The organism is Azospirillum agricola (assembly GCF_020005195.1).
Classification (GTDB): domain Bacteria; phylum Pseudomonadota; class Alphaproteobacteria; order Azospirillales; family Azospirillaceae; genus Azospirillum; species Azospirillum agricola.
The window spans coordinates 523119-539623 of sequence record NZ_JAIFZR010000007.1; the positions used below are offsets into that span (position 1 = coordinate 523119).

A 16505-nucleotide genomic window follows, 5' to 3' on the forward strand; every position below is an offset into this window, starting at 1 on the left:
GCCTGTCCTTCTAGAGCGAGGAGACCAGATGGCCGCCGTCGGCGGCGATCACCGATCCGGTCATGTAGGAGCCGGCGTCCGACGCCAGCAGCAGCAGCGGCCCGTCCAACTCGTCGAGCCGGCCGAGGCGGCGCTGCGGAATGCGCTTGATCAGCGTCTGGCCGGCCGGCGACGCGAAGAAGTCGGCGTTCATCTCGGTTTCGAGATAGCCGGGGCACAGCGCGTTGACGCGGATGTCGTGGCGCGCCAGCTCCAGCGCCATCGCCTTGGTCAGATGCACCACCCCGGCCTTGGAGGCGATGTAGGAGGAGAGCTGTCCGGCGACGCGGAGGCCGAGGATCGAGGCGATGTTGACGATGGCGCCGCCGCCCTTTCCGCCATTTTGGCCCTTGTCGCGCATCCGCCGCCCGACCTCGCGCGCCACCCGCGCGCAGCCGGTCAGGTTGGTGTCGAGGACGCGGTCCCACTCCTCCTCCTCCATGTCGAGGAAGGGGCGGCTGGTGGTGATGCCGGCGTTGTTGACGAGGATGTCGATGCCGCCGAGCGCGTCCGACGCCTCGCCCACCGCGCGGCGCACCGACGCCGGATCGGTGACGTCCATCGCGATGGCGACGGCGCTGCCGCCGGCCGCCTCGATGGCGGCGCGGGTGTCCGCCAGCGCTTCGGCGCGGCGGGCGGCGATGGCCACGCGGGCGCCGGCCCGCGCCAGCACGCCGGCGAAATGGCGGCCGAGGCCGCTGGATGCCCCGGTGACGAGCGCGGTGCGCCCGGTGAGATCGAAGCTGACGCTCATGCGTCGTCCTCCCTTGGCGGAATCCTGCGGGAAACGGTGCCGCTTGGCGCGGCTTGAAACGATGACGGCCCAAAAGCGGCGATGGTCAAAAAACGAGCGAGCGCTCGTTTTATACAGCGCTTGCCCTTCGCCGGCAACCTGTTTCATGGTAAGGGCGGAGGCGCCGGGATGGCTCTGGCGCGTACGGGTGGGAAGCGGATGGACAGCTTGCGGGAGTTTCAGGCGCGGTTCGACCTGTCGATGGAGGCGCTGTGCGCCCGCATCCTCGACCGCCACGCCGCCACCATCCGCGTGAAGAAGCCGGCGGTCGCCGTCGCCAATCTGGCCCGCATCGTCGAGACCACGCTGACGCTGGCCAACCGCAAGGGCTTCCATTCGATGAGCCTGCGCGAGCTGGCCGAGCAGTCGGGGCTGAGCATGGGCGCGCTCTACGCCTATTTCGACGGCAAGGACACGCTGCTGATGATGATCCTCGGCCAGGTCGTCGGCGCGGTCGACGAGGTGCTGGGGCATCCGCCGGAGGGGCTGGCCGGCGATCCGGTCGGCCGGCTGCGCTGGCTGCTGGCGGCGCACCTCTACCTGACCGAGACGATGCACCCCTGGTTCGTCTTCGCCTACATGGAGGCCAAGGCCTTCTCCAGGGAGGGCCGCGACCTCGCGGTGGCCAACGAACTGGCGACCGAGCGGCTGTTCGCCGGGGCGCTCGAGGACGGGGTGCGCGGCGGGCTGTTCGCGGTGTCCGACGTGGAGATGACGGCCGGGCTGATCAAGCCTCTGTTGCAGGACTGGTACGTCAAGCGGGCCAAGCACCGGAAGCGCGGGGTCACGCCGGAGCGCTACGTCGAGGCGGTGACCGGCTTCGTCGAATCCGCCATCGGCCTGCGGCGGACGGTGGAGAAACCGGCGGTTGGTACGGGGGAGAGCGCCTCCACCGCCTGACCGGGCCGGACGCCGGACGAACCTTCCCCCGATGCCATTGCGCTCGCGGCGAAAACCGGCCAGCTTGCGGGCCTGTGCCGGGCCTCGGCCTGGGGAAACGGGAAAGGAGTCCGGGTGAGCGTGCTGTCGTCCCTGCGTCGTCATTTCGATCCCGGCTCCTACGAGCGGGGCGAGCGGTACCAGCGCGAGGGCCGCGTCAGGACCCTGCACGCGCACCAGGGGCCGGGCGGTGGGGTGCGTCTGGCCGCGACGGTGCGGGGGTCGCAGCGCATGCCTTACGCCCAGGTCATCCTGCTGCGCCAGCGTGGCGACGCGGTGACGGCGATCGAGGGCGAATGCGACTGCCCGGTCGGCTTCAACTGCAAGCATGTCGCCGCCGCGGTCATCGACTGGGCGCTGCGCGAATCGCGCCCGGCGGAGGCGCCACGGCCGCCCCCACCTTCCGGGCCGCAGCCTTCCGCCGCGCTGACCAGCCTGCTGTCGCGGCTGGACGAGGCGGCGGCGGCCGATGCCGGGGACAGCTACCCCGACACGGTGCGCAAGCGTCTGGTCTACGCGCTGCGGCTCGACGACGGGCCGAACGGCGCCGAGGTGGTGCTGCGGATCCTGTCGGTCTCGCTGCGCAAGGACGGCGGCTATGGGGCGGACGACAGGCCCTACCGCCACGAGCCGGGCCGCAACGCGGCGCCGGGGAAATTCGTCACGCCCTCCGACCGGGCCATCCTGTCGATGATGGCGCAGAGCCGGCTGGCCGGCGCGCGGCAGGGCGACGGCTGGGCGCTGCGCGGGGACTGGTCGGCCGGGCTGGTTGAGCGGATGCTGAAGACCGGGCGGCTGCACTGGGACGATTTCCGCGCCAACCCGCCGCTGCGCCCCGGCCCCGCGCGCGCCGGGCGCGGGGTCTGGCGGGCCGACGCGCTCGGCCGCCAGCGCTTCGCCCTCGCGCTCGATACCCCCGCGGCGCTGGCGCTGCCGACGGCGCCGCCACTCTACATCGACCGCGAGCGCTGGGAGTGCGGCACCGTCGAGGCCGACGTCCCGCCCAACATCGCCGCCGCTCTGCTCGGCGCCCCGCCGCTGCCGCCCGCCGACGTCGCCGCCTTCCGCAGGGAGGCCGGGCGCTTCGCCCACCTGTTGCCGGCGCTGCCCGAGCCGCCGGCGCGGACGGAGACCCGGCGGGTCGTGCCGCGCCCGGTCCTGCGGCTGCAACTCGCCGCCACGCCCTACGGCGCCCACCGCTTCATCGGCCACGGGTTCGAATCGGCGATGGCGCCGGCCGTTCCGGCCGCGTCCCTCGCCTTCGACTACGCCGGCCGGCGCGTCGCCCACAACGCCGCCCCGGCGCCGCTGCAATGGATGGAGGACGGCGCGCTGATCACGGCGGAACGGCTGCGGCCGGAGGAGGAAAGGGTTGCCGCCCGGCTCGACGCCGCCGGGCTGATCCTCAACGAGACGCCGCTGGCGGTCGGGCGCGGGCAGCCGGTGCGGCAGGAGCTGTTCATCTTCCCCGGCTCCGCCGACGGCTTCGACGAGTCCCTGGACTGGCTGCATTTCTGCCATGGAGAGCTGCCGGCGCTGCGGGCCGAGGGCTGGGCGGTCGAGGTCGATCCCGACTTCCCCTTCCAGCTGCTGGACACGCCGCGGGGCTGGGCCTTTGAGATCGGCGATGGCTCCGGCCTCGACTGGTTCGGCCTGTCGCTGGGCATCGAGGTCGGCGGCGAGCGGATCGACCTGCTGCCGGTCCTGCGCTCCGTGATCGCCGTTTTGGACAGCGTCGAGCCGGCCGACCTGATGACCGACGAGGAAGTCCTCGACGCCCACGACGCCCCGGAGGGGGACGGGGAGGGCGCCACACCGCCGCGCGGGGGCGTCATCGACCGGGCGCTCGACGCGCTGGCCCCCGAGGGCGTCCTCTTCGTGCCGGTCGGCGAGGGACGCTTCCTGCCGCTGGACGTCGAGCGGCTGCGGCCGATCGTCGGCGTGCTGATGGAGCTGTTCGGCCTCCAGCCGGACGGGGCGGGGGAGGGGGAACTGCGCATCGGCCGCGCCCATCTCGGCGACCTCGCGGCGCTGGAGGCGGCGGCCGAAGCCGCCGGCATCCCGTTGCTCGGCGCCGACGCCGTCCGCCGCATGGCGCGGACCCTGCGCGAGGCCGGCGGGGTGCCCGCCGTGCCGGCCCCGGCCGGGCTGGGCGCCACCCTGCGCCCCTACCAGCAGGCGGGGCTGGATTGGCTGCAATTCCTGGCGGCGCACGGTTTCGGCGGCATCCTGGCCGACGACATGGGGCTGGGCAAGACGGTGCAGGCGCTCGCCCATCTGCTGGCCGAGAAGGAGGCCGGGCGGCTCGACCGCCCCTGCCTGCTGGTGGCGCCGACCAGCGTGCTCGGCAACTGGCGGCGCGAGGCCGAGCGCTTCGCCCCCGGCCTGCGGACCTTGGTGCTGCACGGACCGCAGCGTAAGGCGGCGCACGGCGCGCTGGGTGATTTCGATCTGGTCGTCACCTCCTACGCGCTGCTGCCGCGCGACCGCGCGGTGCTGGAGGCGCAGCCCTGGCACCTCGTCCTCTTCGACGAGGCGCAATACCTGAAGAACCCCACCTCGCAGGCGACCAAGGCGGCCGTCGCGCTGGAGGCCCGGCAGCGTCTGTGCCTGACCGGCACGCCGGTGGAGAACAGCCTGGACGAGCTGTGGTCGCTGTTCTCGGTCGCCGTGCCGTCGCTGTTCGGCGACCGCACCGGCTTCCGCCGCCAGTTCCGCACCCCGATCGAGAAGCACGCCGACGCCGACCGCCAGCGGGTGCTGGCCCGCCGCGTCCGCCCCTTCCTGCTGCGCCGCACCAAGGACGAGGTGGCGGGCGAGCTGCCGGCGAAGACCGAGATCCAGGAGACGGTCGATCCCCAGCCCGGCCAGCGCGACCTGTACGAGACGATCCGTCTGGCGATGGACGCGCGGGTGCGCGAGGAGATCGCCCGCAAGGGGCTGGCGCGCAGCCGCATCACCATCCTCGACGCGCTGCTGAAGCTGCGGCAGGTCTGCTGCGACCCGCGTCTGGTGAAGCTGGAGAGCGCCCGCAAGCGGGTGGCGAAGGGAGCGGCCTCGGCCAAGCTGGAGCTGCTGCCCGAACTGCTGGCGGACGGGCGCCGCATCCTGCTGTTCTCGCAGTTCACCTCGATGCTCGACCTGATCGAGCCGGAGCTGGACAGGCTCGGCATTCCCTTCGTCCGGCTGAGCGGCGACACGCGGGACCGCGAGACGCCGGTCGGCCGGTTCCAGTCGGGCCTAGTGCCGCTGTTCCTGATCAGCCTGAAGGCCGGCGGCACCGGCCTGAACCTGACGGCGGCCGACACGGTGATCCATTACGATCCCTGGTGGAACCCGGCGGTCGAGGACCAGGCGACCGACCGCGCCCACCGCATCGGCCAGGACAAGCCGGTGTTCGTCTACAAGCTGGTGACCGCCGGAACGGTGGAGGAACGCATGGTCGAGCTTCAGGAGCGCAAGCGTCGCCTGGGCGAGGCCGTCTACGAGCGAGCGGCCACCGAAGCCGACCTGCTGACCGCCGACGACCTGGATTCGCTGCTGGCACCCATCGGGGAGTAGGGAGCCGGCTTCGGGCGGTTCGGAGGAATCTCAAAAGCGCATAATTTCTCTTATGGAAAATATGACGGTTCCTCGTGGAAACCGTCGTCTTGGGAAAAGGATGCCGGAACCTGCCGCTGGGGTGGGTTGCAACCGCGGCGGCTTGACCGTTCGGGCCGCCGGTGGTCGATTGCGTGGCCTTGCCAACAAATTCTCCCCACGGATCGCCCTCCATGAGCATCGACAGCGCCTCCGGCCCCTCCGCCGCCGAATCCCGCAGCGGCAGCCCGGCGGCCGGCCGGGCGGCTCGCCTGTCCCTGGGGCATCCGCTGCTGCTCGCCGCCAGCCTCGTGCTGGTGGCGCTGAACCTGCGGCCGGCATTGTCCAGCCTCGCGCCGGTCATGGGGGACGTGGTGCGCGACACCGGCATGTCCGCCGGGCAGGCCGGGCTGCTGACCACCTCGCCGGTGCTGTGCCTCGGCCTGTTCGGGGTGGTTGCCCCGCGTCTGGCCCAGCGTTTCGGCACCGAGCGGACGATCTTCTTCGTGCTGCTGATGCTGGGGGCCGGCGTCGCCCTGCGCGGGGTGGGCAGCTTCCCGGCGCTGTTCGCCGGGGCGACGCTGGCGGGGGCCGGGATCGGCATCATCGGCGTGCTGCTGCCCGCCGTGGTGAAGCGCGACTTCCCAAAGAAGATCAGCCTGATGATGGGGGTCTACACGATGGCGCTCTGCGCCGGAGCGGCGACGGCCGCCGGCCTGACCGTGCCGCTGGAGCGCGCCCTCGGGCAGTGGACCGGGGCGCTGGCCTTCTGGGCGCTGCCGGCGGTGGTGGCCGCGGTGGCGTGGCTGCCGCAGATGCGCGGGCGCCCGAGCGACGCCGGACAGGGCGGGGCGTCGGTGCGCGGTCTGTGGAGGAACGGGCTGGCGTGGCAGATCACGCTGTTCATGGGGCTGCAATCGTCGCTCGCCTACATCGTGCTCGGCTGGATGGCGCCGATGCTGCGTGACCGCGGGCTCGATCCGGCGATGGCGGGGCTGGTGGTCTCCGGTTCGGTCATGACCCAGGTGGTGTCGGCGCTGTTCGCCCCGATGCTGGCGACGCGCACGCCGGGCCAGAGCCTCGCCGCCGCCGCCATGCTCGGTTGCAGCCTCGTCGGCATGATCGGCTGCCTCTACGCGCCGCTCGCCACCATCGGGCTGTGGGCGGTGATCCTCGGGATCGGCCAGGGCGGCGTCTTCGCCGTGGCGCTGACGCTGATCGTGCTGCGCTCGCCCGACAGCCGGGTCGCGGCGCATCTGTCGGGCATGTCGCAGAGCGTCGGCTACACGCTGGCCTCGACCGGCCCCTTCGCCGTCGGTCTGCTGCATGGCTGGAGCGGCGACTGGCACGGCTCGGCCCTTCTGTTCGTCGTCGTGGCGGTGCTGGCGACCGTGTTCGGCATCCTCGCCGGCCGGCCCCGGCAGATCCGGCTGTGATGTATTGGCGTAATAAATTTGTGATATAAAATATATACACAAGCGCGATAACATTTTCCTATCCGGTGACACTGGATTGGGAAATCCACATGCCGCACGCCCACCCGCGCCTCGCCGCCGTCCTTCCGCCGTCCGATCTTCCGCAGTCCATCCAGGGCGGCAGCCACGCGCAGATCCTGCAACTCGTGCTGGACAACATGGCGGAGGGCGTCTGCGTCGCCGATCTGGACGGGCGCATCATCACCGCCAACCCGGCGGCCGAGGCGGTGTTCGGTCCGCTGCACGCGGTGGTCTTCGACGAGCGCTTCGGGCCGGGCTTCCGGCTGGACGACCGGGGCACCCCCTGCCCGCCCGCCCTGCGGCCGATGACCCGCGCCATCCGCGGCGACAGCATCGAGCGCCAGAGCCTGTTCATCGAGGGCGCCGCCACCGCCGCCGCCGATGGGGAGGCGCGGCGCGGCACCTGGATCCGGCTGAACGCCCGCCCGCTGCTGGAGCCGGACGGGCGGATCGTCGGCGGCGTGCTGGTCTTCCGCGACATCACCCACATCAAGTCCACCGAAGACCGCATGGCCTATCTGGCGCAGTTCGATTCGCTGACCGGCCTGCCCAACCGCTTCCAGTTCCGCCAGCGGCTCGACCGGGCGATGGCCGGGGCACGGACCGCCGGGCGGCGGTTGGCCGTGCTGTTCCTCGATTTCGACAAGTTCAAGGAGATCAACGACACGCTGGGGCATGAGCTGGGCGACGAACTGCTGGTCGCCATCGCGCGCCGCATCACCGGCAGCCTGGGGCCGTCGCTGTTCGTGTCGCGACTGGGCGGCGACGAGTTCACCGTGATCGTCGAGGACGCCGAACGTCGTTCCGCCGTTGCGGCGGTGGCGGAACGGGTGCGGGAGGCGCTGGTCGAGCCCTTTCCGCTGGCCGGCAACGTCTACGGCCTGTCGGCCAGCATCGGCGGCGTGCTGTTTCCCGACGACAGCGAGGCCATCGACGACCTGCTGCGCAAGGCCGACATGGCGATGTACCACGCCAAGGAGCAGGGCCGGAACAACGTCCAGTTCTACGATCCCGCGATGACGGCTGTGGCGGCGGAGCGGCTGGCGATGAAGACGGCGCTGGCCCAGGCGCTGGAGCGCGGCCAGTTCTTCCTGCACTATCAGCCGCTCGTCGAGGCGGCGACCGGCCGCCCGGTCGGGGTGGAGGCGCTGCTGCGCTGGCGCAGCGAGGCCTTCGGCCTCGTCTCCCCCGCCAAGTTCATCCCGTTGAGCGAGGAGACCGGGCTGATCGTCCGCATCGGCCGCTGGGTGCTGGAGACCGCCTGCCGGCAGGTCCGCGCCTGGCAGGAGGCGGGGCATCCGCCGGTCGAGATCGCCGTCAACCTGTCGCCCCGCCAACTCCGCGACCCCGAGCTTCTCGACCATGTGCGTGGTGTGCTGGAGCGCACCGGACTGGCCCCCGGGCAACTCGTGCTGGAGATCACCGAGGGGCTGCTTATCGAGGACATGGCGCTCAGCCGCCGGGTGCTGACGGCGCTGAAGCGGCTGGGCATCCGGCTGGCGCTCGACGATTTCGGCACCGGCTACTCCAGCCTCAGCTATCTCAACAACCTGCCCTTCGACATCCTGAAGATGGACGGGTCCTTCACCCGCAACCTCAGCGACGGTGCCGGGGAGAACGCCGGCGGGCAGGCCATCGCGCGGGCGATCATCGCGCTGGCGCGCAGTCTGGATATGATCCTGGTCGCCGAAGGGGTGGAAACCCCGGCGCAGCGCGACTGGCTGGTCCGCAACGGCTGCGATCTGCTTCAGGGCTACCTGCCCGGCCGACCGGCCCCCGCCGGGGAGGTGGCGGAGAGTTTGCGGGCGACGGAGCGGTTGCGCGCCTCCGCATCGGAAGAGCATGGCGACTACGTGATATAAAGGGAAGTTGCTGCGCTTTTAAAAATCTACTTGAATAATAGGTTTAAAGAATTATTCTCGCATTCTGCGACGGTGGAAAGACGCCCTTTTTGGGCTCTCCGCCCGTCGTGGCCGATGGCGCTCGCAACGCCGGCTTGGCCTCGGGATCGGCGGCGTGGATTGTGGGATGGGTCCGCGCCGCCGCTTCCGTCCGGCGGACTCCGCCGTCCGCGTACAGCCAGGGAAAAACAACCGGGAAAAACAGCGGGCGTGGAAGCGGGGCAGCGGCCAATCCGACCCGAAGGCCGGGGAGCCCCTGCCCCGCCGGGTCCCGCAGCAGGGCAAAGCCGACCGCCGCGCCTGTCCGGCGGTCGGTTCCCCGCCCTTACTTGCGGACCTTCGTGATCTCGGCCTGGAGATCCTTCAGCAGATCGGCACCGCCCTCGGCGGCGTACTTGTCGAAGGCCGGCTTGACCAGCTCGCGCATGCGGTCCAGCTCGGCAGCGCTCAGCTCGTTGATCTGCATGCCCTTCTCCTTGAGATAGGCGATGCTCTGGGTCGAGGCCTCGCGGCTGTCCTTGCGCTCGAAGTCGCGCGAGGCGATGGCGGAATCCTGGACGATCTTCTTCTCGTCGGCCGACAGCCCGTCGTACCAGCGCTTGCTGGCCAGCAGGATCCACGGGCTGTAGACGTGCTTGGAGATGGTCAGGTACTTCTGCACCTCGTAGAACTTCGACGACTGGATGGTCGTCACCGGGTTCTCCTGGCCGTCCACCGTGCCGGTCTCCAGCGCCGTGAACAGCTCGGAGAAGGCCAGCGGCACCGCGTTGGCGCCGAAGCGGTTGAACATGTCGATGTAGACCGGGTTCTGCATGACGCGCAGCTTGACGCCGCCCAGATCCTCCGCCTTGGTGATCGGGCGCTTGCTGTTGGTCAGGTTGCGGAAGCCGTTCTCCCAATAGACCAGCCCGACCAGCCCCTTCTCGTTCAGGGAGTTGATCAGCTTCTGGCCGAACGGGCCGTCGAGGACGGCGTCGGCCTCCTTCTCGTCGTTGAAGAGGAAGGGCAGGTCGTAGACGCCGAAATCCTTGACGATGCCGACCAGCGTGGCGGTCGAGCCGACCATCATCTCCTGCGCGCCGCCGATCAGGGCGTTCTGCATCTGGATGTCGTTGCCCAGGCTGGCGTCGCCGAAACCCTTCACCTTCAGCTTGCCGCCGGAGCGCTTGGACATCTCCTCGGCGAAGAATTTGACGGCGCGGCCCTGGTTGCTGCTCTCCGACAGGCCGTAGCCGAAGCGGATGATGCGCGGCTTGATGTCCTGCGCGGCGGCGACGGTGGGGATCAGGGCGGGGGCGAGCGCGGCGGCGGCGAGGCCGGTCGCCAGCAGCAGGGTGCGGAACAGCTTCATGGTGTCGTCTCCCTTTTCGTAGGCTTCGTGGGTCGGTTCTTAAGGCGGTGTCAGCGGAACAGGTGCAGCGGAATGGTGATGATCTCCGGCACGGCGATCAGCAAGCCCGTCAGGACGAGGTAGGTCAGCAGGAACGGCCAGATGCCGCGCGTGGCGCTCTCCAGCGAGATCTTGGCGACCCCGCAGACCACGTTCAGCACCGTGCAGACCGGCGGGTGGATCAGGCCCAGCGTGCCGATCAGCACGAACATCACGCCGAAATAGGTCGGGTCGATGCCCGCCGCCACCGCCAGCGGCGTCAGCACCGGGCCGAGCACCAGGATGGTCGGCGTCAGATCCATCACCGTGCCGACCGCCAGCAGCAGCAGCGCGATGGCCAGCATCAGCAGGCGTGGCTCGCCCATCAGCGGGTGCAGCAACTCGGTCATCTGCTGCGGCAGGTCGGCCAGCGTCACCATGTAGGAGGACACCAGCGCCGCCGCGCACAGGAACATCACCGTGCTGGTGGTGCGGGCCGCCTGGACCAGCAGCGGCACGATCTGCGCCAGCGTCACCTGGCGGTAGACGAACAGCGCGACGAACAGCGAGTAGACGGCGGCGACGACGGCGGCCTCGGTGGGCGTGAACAGCCCGCCGCGCAGGCCGCCGATGATGATGACCGGCAGGGCCAGCGCCCAGATGCCGTCCACCACCGCCTTGATCCGCTCGCGCCCGCTGGCCTTGGGCTGGAGCTTCACCGTCATGTCGCGGACGACGAACATCCAGGCGCCGACCAGCCCGATGCCCATCAGCAGACCGGGCACGATGCCGGCCATGAACAGCGCGCTGATCGAGGTGTTGGTGGTCACGCCGAAGATGATGAAGGGCATGCTGGGCGGGATGATCGGGGCGATGATGCCGCCCGACGCGATCAGGCCCGCCGAGCGCGGCACCGGATAGCCGTGGTCGCGCATCATCGGGATCAGCAGCGTGGCGAGCGCGGCGGTGTCGGCGATGGCCGAGCCGGACAGGCTCGCCAGCATCACCGAGGCGCCGATGGTGACGTAGCCGAGTCCGCCCTTGATGTGGCCGACGAGGCTGACCGCGAGGTTGATGATGCGCTGCGAGATGCCGCCGGCGTTCATCAACTCGCCGGCCAGGATGAAGAAGGGCACCGCCATCAGCGGGTAGTTGTCGGCGCCGCTCAGCATGTTCTGGGCGACGAGCTGGGCGTCGAAGAAATCGAGATGCACCATCAGCGCGACGCCGGTCAGCATCAGCGCGAAGGCGATGGGCATGCCGAGCAGCATGAAGCCGAACAGCGAGCCGAGGAAGATCGTCAGGGTCATGGCGGCGTCTCCGTCCGCAACATCAATGTTCGGCGAGGGCGGCGGCGCCCGGCGCGGCGTGGGGCTCGCCGGCGATGCGCGCCTCGGGCGCGCCGCAGACGATCTTCCAGAGATTGACCAGCACGGTCAGCGTCATCGCCAGCGCCGGGAAGAAGCCCGCCGCCGCGTAGAAGGCCATCGGGAAGCGCAGCACGGTGGAGCGCGTCTCCAGCCCGATCAGCAGCTGGAACCAGCTTCCCTCGATGAACAGCCACAGCGCGTAGAGCATCAGCAGATGGGCGACCACGGCGCAGGCGCGGCGAAGCTTCGCCGGCAGCCGGGCCTGGAGGATCTCCAGCCCGAGATGCTGCTGGTGGCGCAGCGCCACCGTGGCGCCGAGGAAGACCAGCCAGACGAACATCAGCCGCGCGATCTCCTCCGCCGCGACGATGCCGCTGTTGAACACGTACCGCAGCACCACGTTGCCGAAGACCAGCCCCACCATCACGGCCAGCATCGCCGCCATGATCCATTCGGTGATCCGCTCCAGCAGATCCGCCACGCGCTTCATGCGTCCTCCCCGGCGGCCGCGCCGCTCTCGTCAGGCTTCAGGTCGTAGAGGGCCGCGAGGCGGAGGCGGGCGTCGGCCACGATCTCCCGCGCGGTCAGGGTGATGTCGTAGGTCAGCGCCGTCTCGTCCGCGTCCGGCGGCTCCAGATCGGCGAACTGGCTGTCGATCAGCGCGGTCGGCATGAAATGCGCGGTGCGCGCGCCCATGCGCGACGCGATCAGCGCCTTGTCGCCACGCAGATGCAGGAAGACCACCCGCCGGCTGTCGCCGCGCAACTGGTCGCGGTAGCGCCGCTTCAGCGCCGAGCAGGCGACGACCAGCATTCGGCCCTCGCGGTCCGCGTCGGCGATGAAGCCGGCCAGCACCGCCAGCCAGCCCACGCGGTCGGCGTCGGTCAGCGGGATGCCGGAGGACATCTTGGCGATGTTGGCGGTGGGGTGGTGCTGGTCGCCCTCGATGAAGGTGCAGCCCAGCGCGTCGGCCAGACCCTGCCCGACGCTGGACTTTCCGCAGCCGGCAACCCCCATCACGACGACAATCGGCGGTCCGATCATGACCCCTCATTCCCGGTCGGGTCCGGACGGCGTTCGATTTCGCCTTGCCCGGACCTTATGTTAGCGCTACCATCACGGCGTCGCGTCAAGACCCACGGCCGGGCATCCTGAACAAGGAACCGGCGGACGGAGACGACGCTGCGGCGAGGTGTCGATACTGTTAGCGCTAACTTCGAACGCCGTAAAGCCTTTTGTTCGGGTTGCGAACCAACAGACGGTGCGGACGGATGCCGAGGCATCCGGACCGGAGCCGGGGAGGCCGGATGTGACGAAAAGCACCAGCGCACGCCATGGACGGCGATCCGCCTTGCCAGCGGGGACCGCTCCCGCCCATCATCCCGCCCCCGGACGGACGGCCCGCGCCGGGCGGCAGCGCAAGGGAGGGGTTCGTGGCGGCTCGCGGTAACGGTCGGGATGGCGAGACGCGCGACGCTGGAACGCGGGATGGCGGGGTGAGGACGCGCAAGCGGCGCTCCTCGCGCACCGGGCGCGCCACCATGGCCGACGTCGCCGAACGGGTCGGCGTCAGCGCCATCACCGTGTCGCGCGCCTTCAAGCGGCCCGAGCTGGTCGCGCCCGAGCTGCGCGAGCGCATCCTGGGCGAGGCGCAGGCCATGGGCTACGTCCCCAACCAGGCGGCGAGCGCGCTGGCCTCGGCGCGCTCGATGACGGTGGCGGTGCTGATCCCGTCGATGACCAACACGGTGTTCGTCGAGACGCTGGCCGGCATCCACGAGATCCTGCACCCGCGCGGCTACCAGATCCTGATCGGCGTCTCGCACTATTCCCCGGTCGAGGAGGAGCGGCTGCTGCGCACCTACCTCCAGTTCCAGCCCGACGGCATCCTGCTGACCGGCAACGACCACACGGCGGCGACGCTGACCTATCTGGCGGCGCTGCGCCGCCCGACCGTCCACATGATGGAATTGTTGGACGATCCCGGCAGCCACAGCGTCGGCTTCTCGCAGTTCGAGGGCGGGCACCTGATGACCCGCCATCTGCTGGAGCGCGGCTACCGCCGCATCGGCTTCGTCGCCGTGCAGCTCGATCCCCGCACGCTGGCCCGGCTGGAGGGCTACCGGCAGGCGCTGCGCGAGGCCGGGCTGTACGACCCGGCGCGCGAATGGCGCCGGACGGAGCCGTCGTCGCTCAGTCTCGGCGCCGCCATGCTCGACCGTGTGATCGACGAAGGGTCGGACTGCGACGCGGTGTTCTTCTGCAACGACGATCTGGCGCAGGGCGCGCTGTTCCAGTGCCAGCGCCGGGGCATCCGGGTGCCGGAGCAGCTCGCCATCGCCGGCTTCAACGACCTCGCCGCCTCGGCCTGGACGACGCCGACCCTGACCACGGTGGCGACGCCGCGCTACGGCATCGGCCGGCAGTCGGCCGCCATGCTGCTCGACCTTATGGAAGGGCGCGAGCCGGCGACGCGCCGGCTGGATCTGGGGCTGACCTTCATCGCCCGCGAAAGCACCTGAGACCCGTCCCCTCCCCGGCCGTCCCCTCCCCGGCCGTCTCGTCCGGGCCGCCTCAGCGGGCGCCGCAGGCCGGCAGCGGCTGCGCCAGAAGCGCCGGCCACGCCCCGGCCCAGCCGTCGGTGTGGCCGGCGGCCGTCCGCTCGCGGCGGATGCAGGCGATGGAGCGGCCCGACCGGCCGACCGCCTCGGCGAAGGCCTCGGCGATCTCCGGCGGCACCACCCGATCCCGGAGGCCGGAGAAATGAATTTGCGGCACCTGGGAGAGACGCTCCACCCCGGCCAGGGGCGACAGGGTGCCGGAGGGGGTGTCCACCCCATGCAGGCGGTCGACCCAGGCCGGCTCCAGATTGCCGGCCACGGTGCGCAGGCTGGCCACGTCGGACCGGCGGGCGGCCAGCAGGGCGGCCAGGGCGCCGCCGCCGGAAAAGCCGATCAGATGCAGGCGCTCGGCCCCCGCCCGTTCCTTCAGGATGGCCACGGCCTGCTCCAGGGCGGCCAGCGTCGCCGGGGTGAAGCGCCGTTCCGTCCACCAGCGGGGATCGTCGCACAGGGGCTGCGGCTGGGGTGCCGCCCGGCGGTACTGGCAGGGACGGGCCAGGACCGCCACCGCCGGGGCCGGGTCCAGCGCCGCCAGACGCAGCGCCACCGGCTCCACCGGGGTTGGGTCGGGGGACGGGCGGGACCGGTCGAGCCAGGCCAGCCCGTCGCCTTCGATGTAGAGGGACAGCGCCGATGCCTTCGCCGTCCGCTGCCAGACGGCCAGCGCGAACGGTCCGGCCGGGACCGTTCCTGGCATCAGCCCCGCCATGGCCGCCAGGGCATCGGCGCCGTCCCGCCGGGCGGACGGCCCGGCACAGGCCACCAGGAGGGGCGTCAGGGCAAGGGGCGTCAGCAGCACCGCACCCCGTCCGCCCCACGGACAAGGGCGAACCCCGTGACGCTCCGCCACCCTTGCCATGGCGCCTGTTCCTCCCGACGGCCGGCTTGCGGTGGTCAATATTGGATGCGGACGCGCACCCCGCCGCCATGGGCCTGGTAATCCTCGCGCAGCCCGTAGGTGTAGGCCAGATTGACCGTCACGTTGCTGGCGGTGGCGAGGTCGAGGCCGGCGGTGAAATCGCCGCCGAAGCGGGCGGGGTCCGCCCCCTGGGTGACGAAGGCCGGGCTGCCCACCGGCAGGAAGCGGGCGGTGGTCTCCGGCCGCTCGCCGGTGAAGTCGTAGTTGGCGACCGCCTGGAGATAGGGGTCCAGGTCAGGCCGTCGGCGGTGTGGTCGTAGGACACGCGGGCGCCGAGGCTGCCGGTCAGGGCGTTGTTGCGGGAATCGTCGACCGACAGGTTCAGCGGCCCGGCGCCGCTCTCGGTGTAGCCGTTGACCCGGCTGTGCACATAGGCCAGCCCGGCCATCGGCGTCGCCTGCCATCCGCCGCCGAGCGCCAGCGGCATCCCGGCGTCCACCCGCGCGCCGAGCTGCCAGCCGCGATAGTCGGCGTCGGCGGCCTGCCCGGTCAGGCCGATGTACCGGCGGGAATCGTACCCGCTGATGCCGGCGTTCACCTGCCCGACCACGTAGAAGGGCTTGCCTTCGTACTGGGCGTAAAGGCTGAGGTTGCCGCCCTTCACGCTGGTTCGGTCGCCGCTGGAGGAATCGCGCCCGTCGATGTGCGACGCGATGTAGGTCAGGGCGACGCCGACGCGGGTCTGGTCGGCCACCCGCGCGTCGGCGCCCAGCGCCACGCCCAGCGTGCGGTCGAGGTAGCCGTCCTGCCCGTCGCGGCGGTCCTGGCGGGCGCCGTAGCCGAAGGGCTGCACCCACAGCCCGAGCCCGTCGGTCAGGTCGCCGGTGGACACGCCGGCCCCGCCGCGCACCGACAGGGCGCGGCCCAGGACGGTGGTGGCGACCGCCTTCGCGGTGGGCGACGGCGTTGGTGGCGGTGGCCGACGGGTTGGCGGGCTGGAGCTGCTGGGCGGCGGGCGGCACGGTCGGCGGCGCTGGCCAGCGACGACAGCGCGTCGAACATCGCGTCGAGATCGGTGGAGGCGGTGGCGGCGAGATTCTGCATGGCGAGCGCAATGCCCTCGCCCGGCAGCAGCGCCGGACAGGGCTCCGGACCGCACCCAGGCCCGCGTCTGTTCCGCCGCCGTCAGGGGTTTGACGGTCACGGTGGTCACCGTGCTGTCCGGCAGCGTGGTCGTCTGGGTGACGGTGGTTCCGGTGGTGGTCGTGGTCGTCGTGGTGGTGCCGGTCCCGGTGCCAGTGGTCGTCGTTCCGGTGGTCCCGGTCGTGGTCGTGCCCGTCGTGCTGGTGGGCGTGCCGCCCAGCGCGTTCTGGCACGCGCCGGTGCCGGTCACCGCCTTGGTCGTCAGGTTGACGCGGCAGGTCACCGCCTCCGTCGCGCCGCGGAAGCTGTAGGTGCCCTCATACACGATCTCCGTCGCGGAATAGGAGATGTTGGTGTAGTTGACCACCATCGGTTGCGCGAAGTCCGGACCGCCGC

11 protein-coding genes and 1 pseudogene are annotated in these 16505 nt (G+C 71.0%); 5 read left to right on the plus strand and 7 right to left on the minus strand.

Annotation, left to right across the window (positions count from 1 at the left end; all coding sequences use genetic code 11):
- Window positions 1-10: 10 nt before the first annotated feature.
- Window positions 11-793 carry a glucose 1-dehydrogenase gene (locus JN22_RS32280; RefSeq protein ID WP_085557983.1) on the minus strand — a complete coding sequence of 261 codons (783 nt, stop codon included), beginning with the start codon at window positions 791-793 and terminating at the stop codon, window positions 11-13.
- 168 nt (window positions 794-961) lie between these two features.
- On the opposite strand from JN22_RS32280, the gene JN22_RS32285 reads away from it, so the two are divergent.
- The 4 genes from JN22_RS32285 to JN22_RS32300 all read left to right on the plus strand — a co-directional run bounded on the left by JN22_RS32285 (window position 962) and on the right by JN22_RS32300 (window position 8708).
- Window positions 962-1732, plus strand: a complete 771-nt coding sequence (locus JN22_RS32285; protein ID WP_223678007.1) for a TetR/AcrR family transcriptional regulator — start codon at window positions 962-964, stop codon at window positions 1730-1732.
- Between the two features lie 114 nt (window positions 1733-1846).
- Window positions 1847-5332: a DEAD/DEAH box helicase gene (locus JN22_RS32290; protein WP_085557985.1), complete on the plus strand. Its 3486-nt coding sequence runs from the start codon at window positions 1847-1849 to the stop codon at window positions 5330-5332.
- Window positions 5333-5544: 212 nt separating this feature from the next.
- Window positions 5545-6786, plus strand: a complete 1242-nt coding sequence (locus tag JN22_RS32295; protein WP_085557986.1) for a CynX/NimT family MFS transporter — start codon at window positions 5545-5547, stop codon at window positions 6784-6786.
- 89 nt (window positions 6787-6875) lie between these two features.
- Entirely contained in the window at window positions 6876-8708 is a 1833-nt protein-coding gene (locus JN22_RS32300; RefSeq protein WP_085557987.1) for a putative bifunctional diguanylate cyclase/phosphodiesterase, read from the plus strand.
- Window positions 8709-9072: 364 nt separating this feature from the next.
- Here the strand turns inward: JN22_RS32300 and JN22_RS32305 are convergent, their stop codons facing one another.
- From JN22_RS32305 to JN22_RS32320, 4 genes are read right to left on the minus strand one after another with little or no spacing between them, the layout of a single operon-like run.
- Window positions 9073-10098: a TRAP transporter substrate-binding protein gene (locus tag JN22_RS32305; RefSeq protein ID WP_085557988.1), complete on the minus strand. Its 1026-nt coding sequence runs from the start codon at window positions 10096-10098 to the stop codon at window positions 9073-9075.
- A gap of 50 nt (window positions 10099-10148) precedes the next feature.
- Window positions 10149-11426 (minus strand): TRAP transporter large permease, encoded by a 1278-nt coding sequence (locus JN22_RS32310; RefSeq protein WP_085557989.1) that lies wholly within the window; start codon window positions 11424-11426, stop codon window positions 10149-10151.
- A 22-nt stretch (window positions 11427-11448) separates the two neighbouring features.
- The gene (locus tag JN22_RS32315; RefSeq protein ID WP_085557990.1) at window positions 11449-11976 is read right to left on the minus strand and encodes a TRAP transporter small permease; all 528 of its coding nucleotides are present in this window, start codon (window positions 11974-11976) and stop codon (window positions 11449-11451) included.
- Complete coding sequence (locus tag JN22_RS32320) at window positions 11973-12530, minus strand: gluconokinase (RefSeq protein WP_085557991.1); 558 nt, start codon at window positions 12528-12530, stop codon at window positions 11973-11975. The genes JN22_RS32315 and JN22_RS32320 overlap by 4 nt, the downstream gene beginning before the upstream one ends.
- Window positions 12531-12919: 389 nt before the next feature.
- On the opposite strand from JN22_RS32320, the gene JN22_RS32325 reads away from it, so the two are divergent.
- Complete coding sequence (locus JN22_RS32325) at window positions 12920-14008, plus strand: HTH-type transcriptional regulator GntR (RefSeq protein WP_223678008.1); 1089 nt, start codon at window positions 12920-12922, stop codon at window positions 14006-14008.
- A 52-nt stretch (window positions 14009-14060) separates the two neighbouring features.
- Here the strand turns inward: JN22_RS32325 and JN22_RS32330 are convergent, their stop codons facing one another.
- Complete coding sequence (locus tag JN22_RS32330; RefSeq protein ID WP_085557992.1) at window positions 14061-14906, minus strand: hypothetical protein; 846 nt, start codon at window positions 14904-14906, stop codon at window positions 14061-14063.
- Window positions 14907-15001: 95 nt separating this feature from the next.
- Window positions 15002-16479, minus strand: a pseudogene (locus JN22_RS32335) (autotransporter outer membrane beta-barrel domain-containing protein).
- Between the last annotated feature and the right edge of the window lie 26 nt (window positions 16480-16505).

What these genes read in the sequence shown, in the direction of transcription:
- JN22_RS32305 (WP_085557988.1), bottom strand. Translation starts at nt 10,098, where the DNA reads ATGAAGCTGTTCCGCACCCTGCTGCTGGCGACCGGCCTCGCCGCCGCC.
- JN22_RS32295 (WP_085557986.1), top strand. Translation starts at nt 5,545, where the DNA reads ATGAGCATCGACAGCGCCTCCGGCCCCTCCGCCGCCGAATCCCGCAGC.
- JN22_RS32320 (WP_085557991.1), bottom strand. Translation starts at nt 12,530, where the DNA reads ATGATCGGACCGCCGATTGTCGTCGTGATGGGGGTTGCCGGCTGCGGA.
- JN22_RS32285 (WP_223678007.1), top strand. Translation starts at nt 962, where the DNA reads ATGGCTCTGGCGCGTACGGGTGGGAAGCGGATGGACAGCTTGCGGGAG.
- JN22_RS32280 (WP_085557983.1), bottom strand. Translation starts at nt 793, where the DNA reads ATGAGCGTCAGCTTCGATCTCACCGGGCGCACCGCGCTCGTCACCGGG.
- JN22_RS32300 (WP_085557987.1), top strand. Translation starts at nt 6,876, where the DNA reads ATGCCGCACGCCCACCCGCGCCTCGCCGCCGTCCTTCCGCCGTCCGAT.
- JN22_RS32310 (WP_085557989.1), bottom strand. Translation starts at nt 11,426, where the DNA reads ATGACCCTGACGATCTTCCTCGGCTCGCTGTTCGGCTTCATGCTGCTC.
- JN22_RS32315 (WP_085557990.1), bottom strand. Translation starts at nt 11,976, where the DNA reads ATGAAGCGCGTGGCGGATCTGCTGGAGCGGATCACCGAATGGATCATG.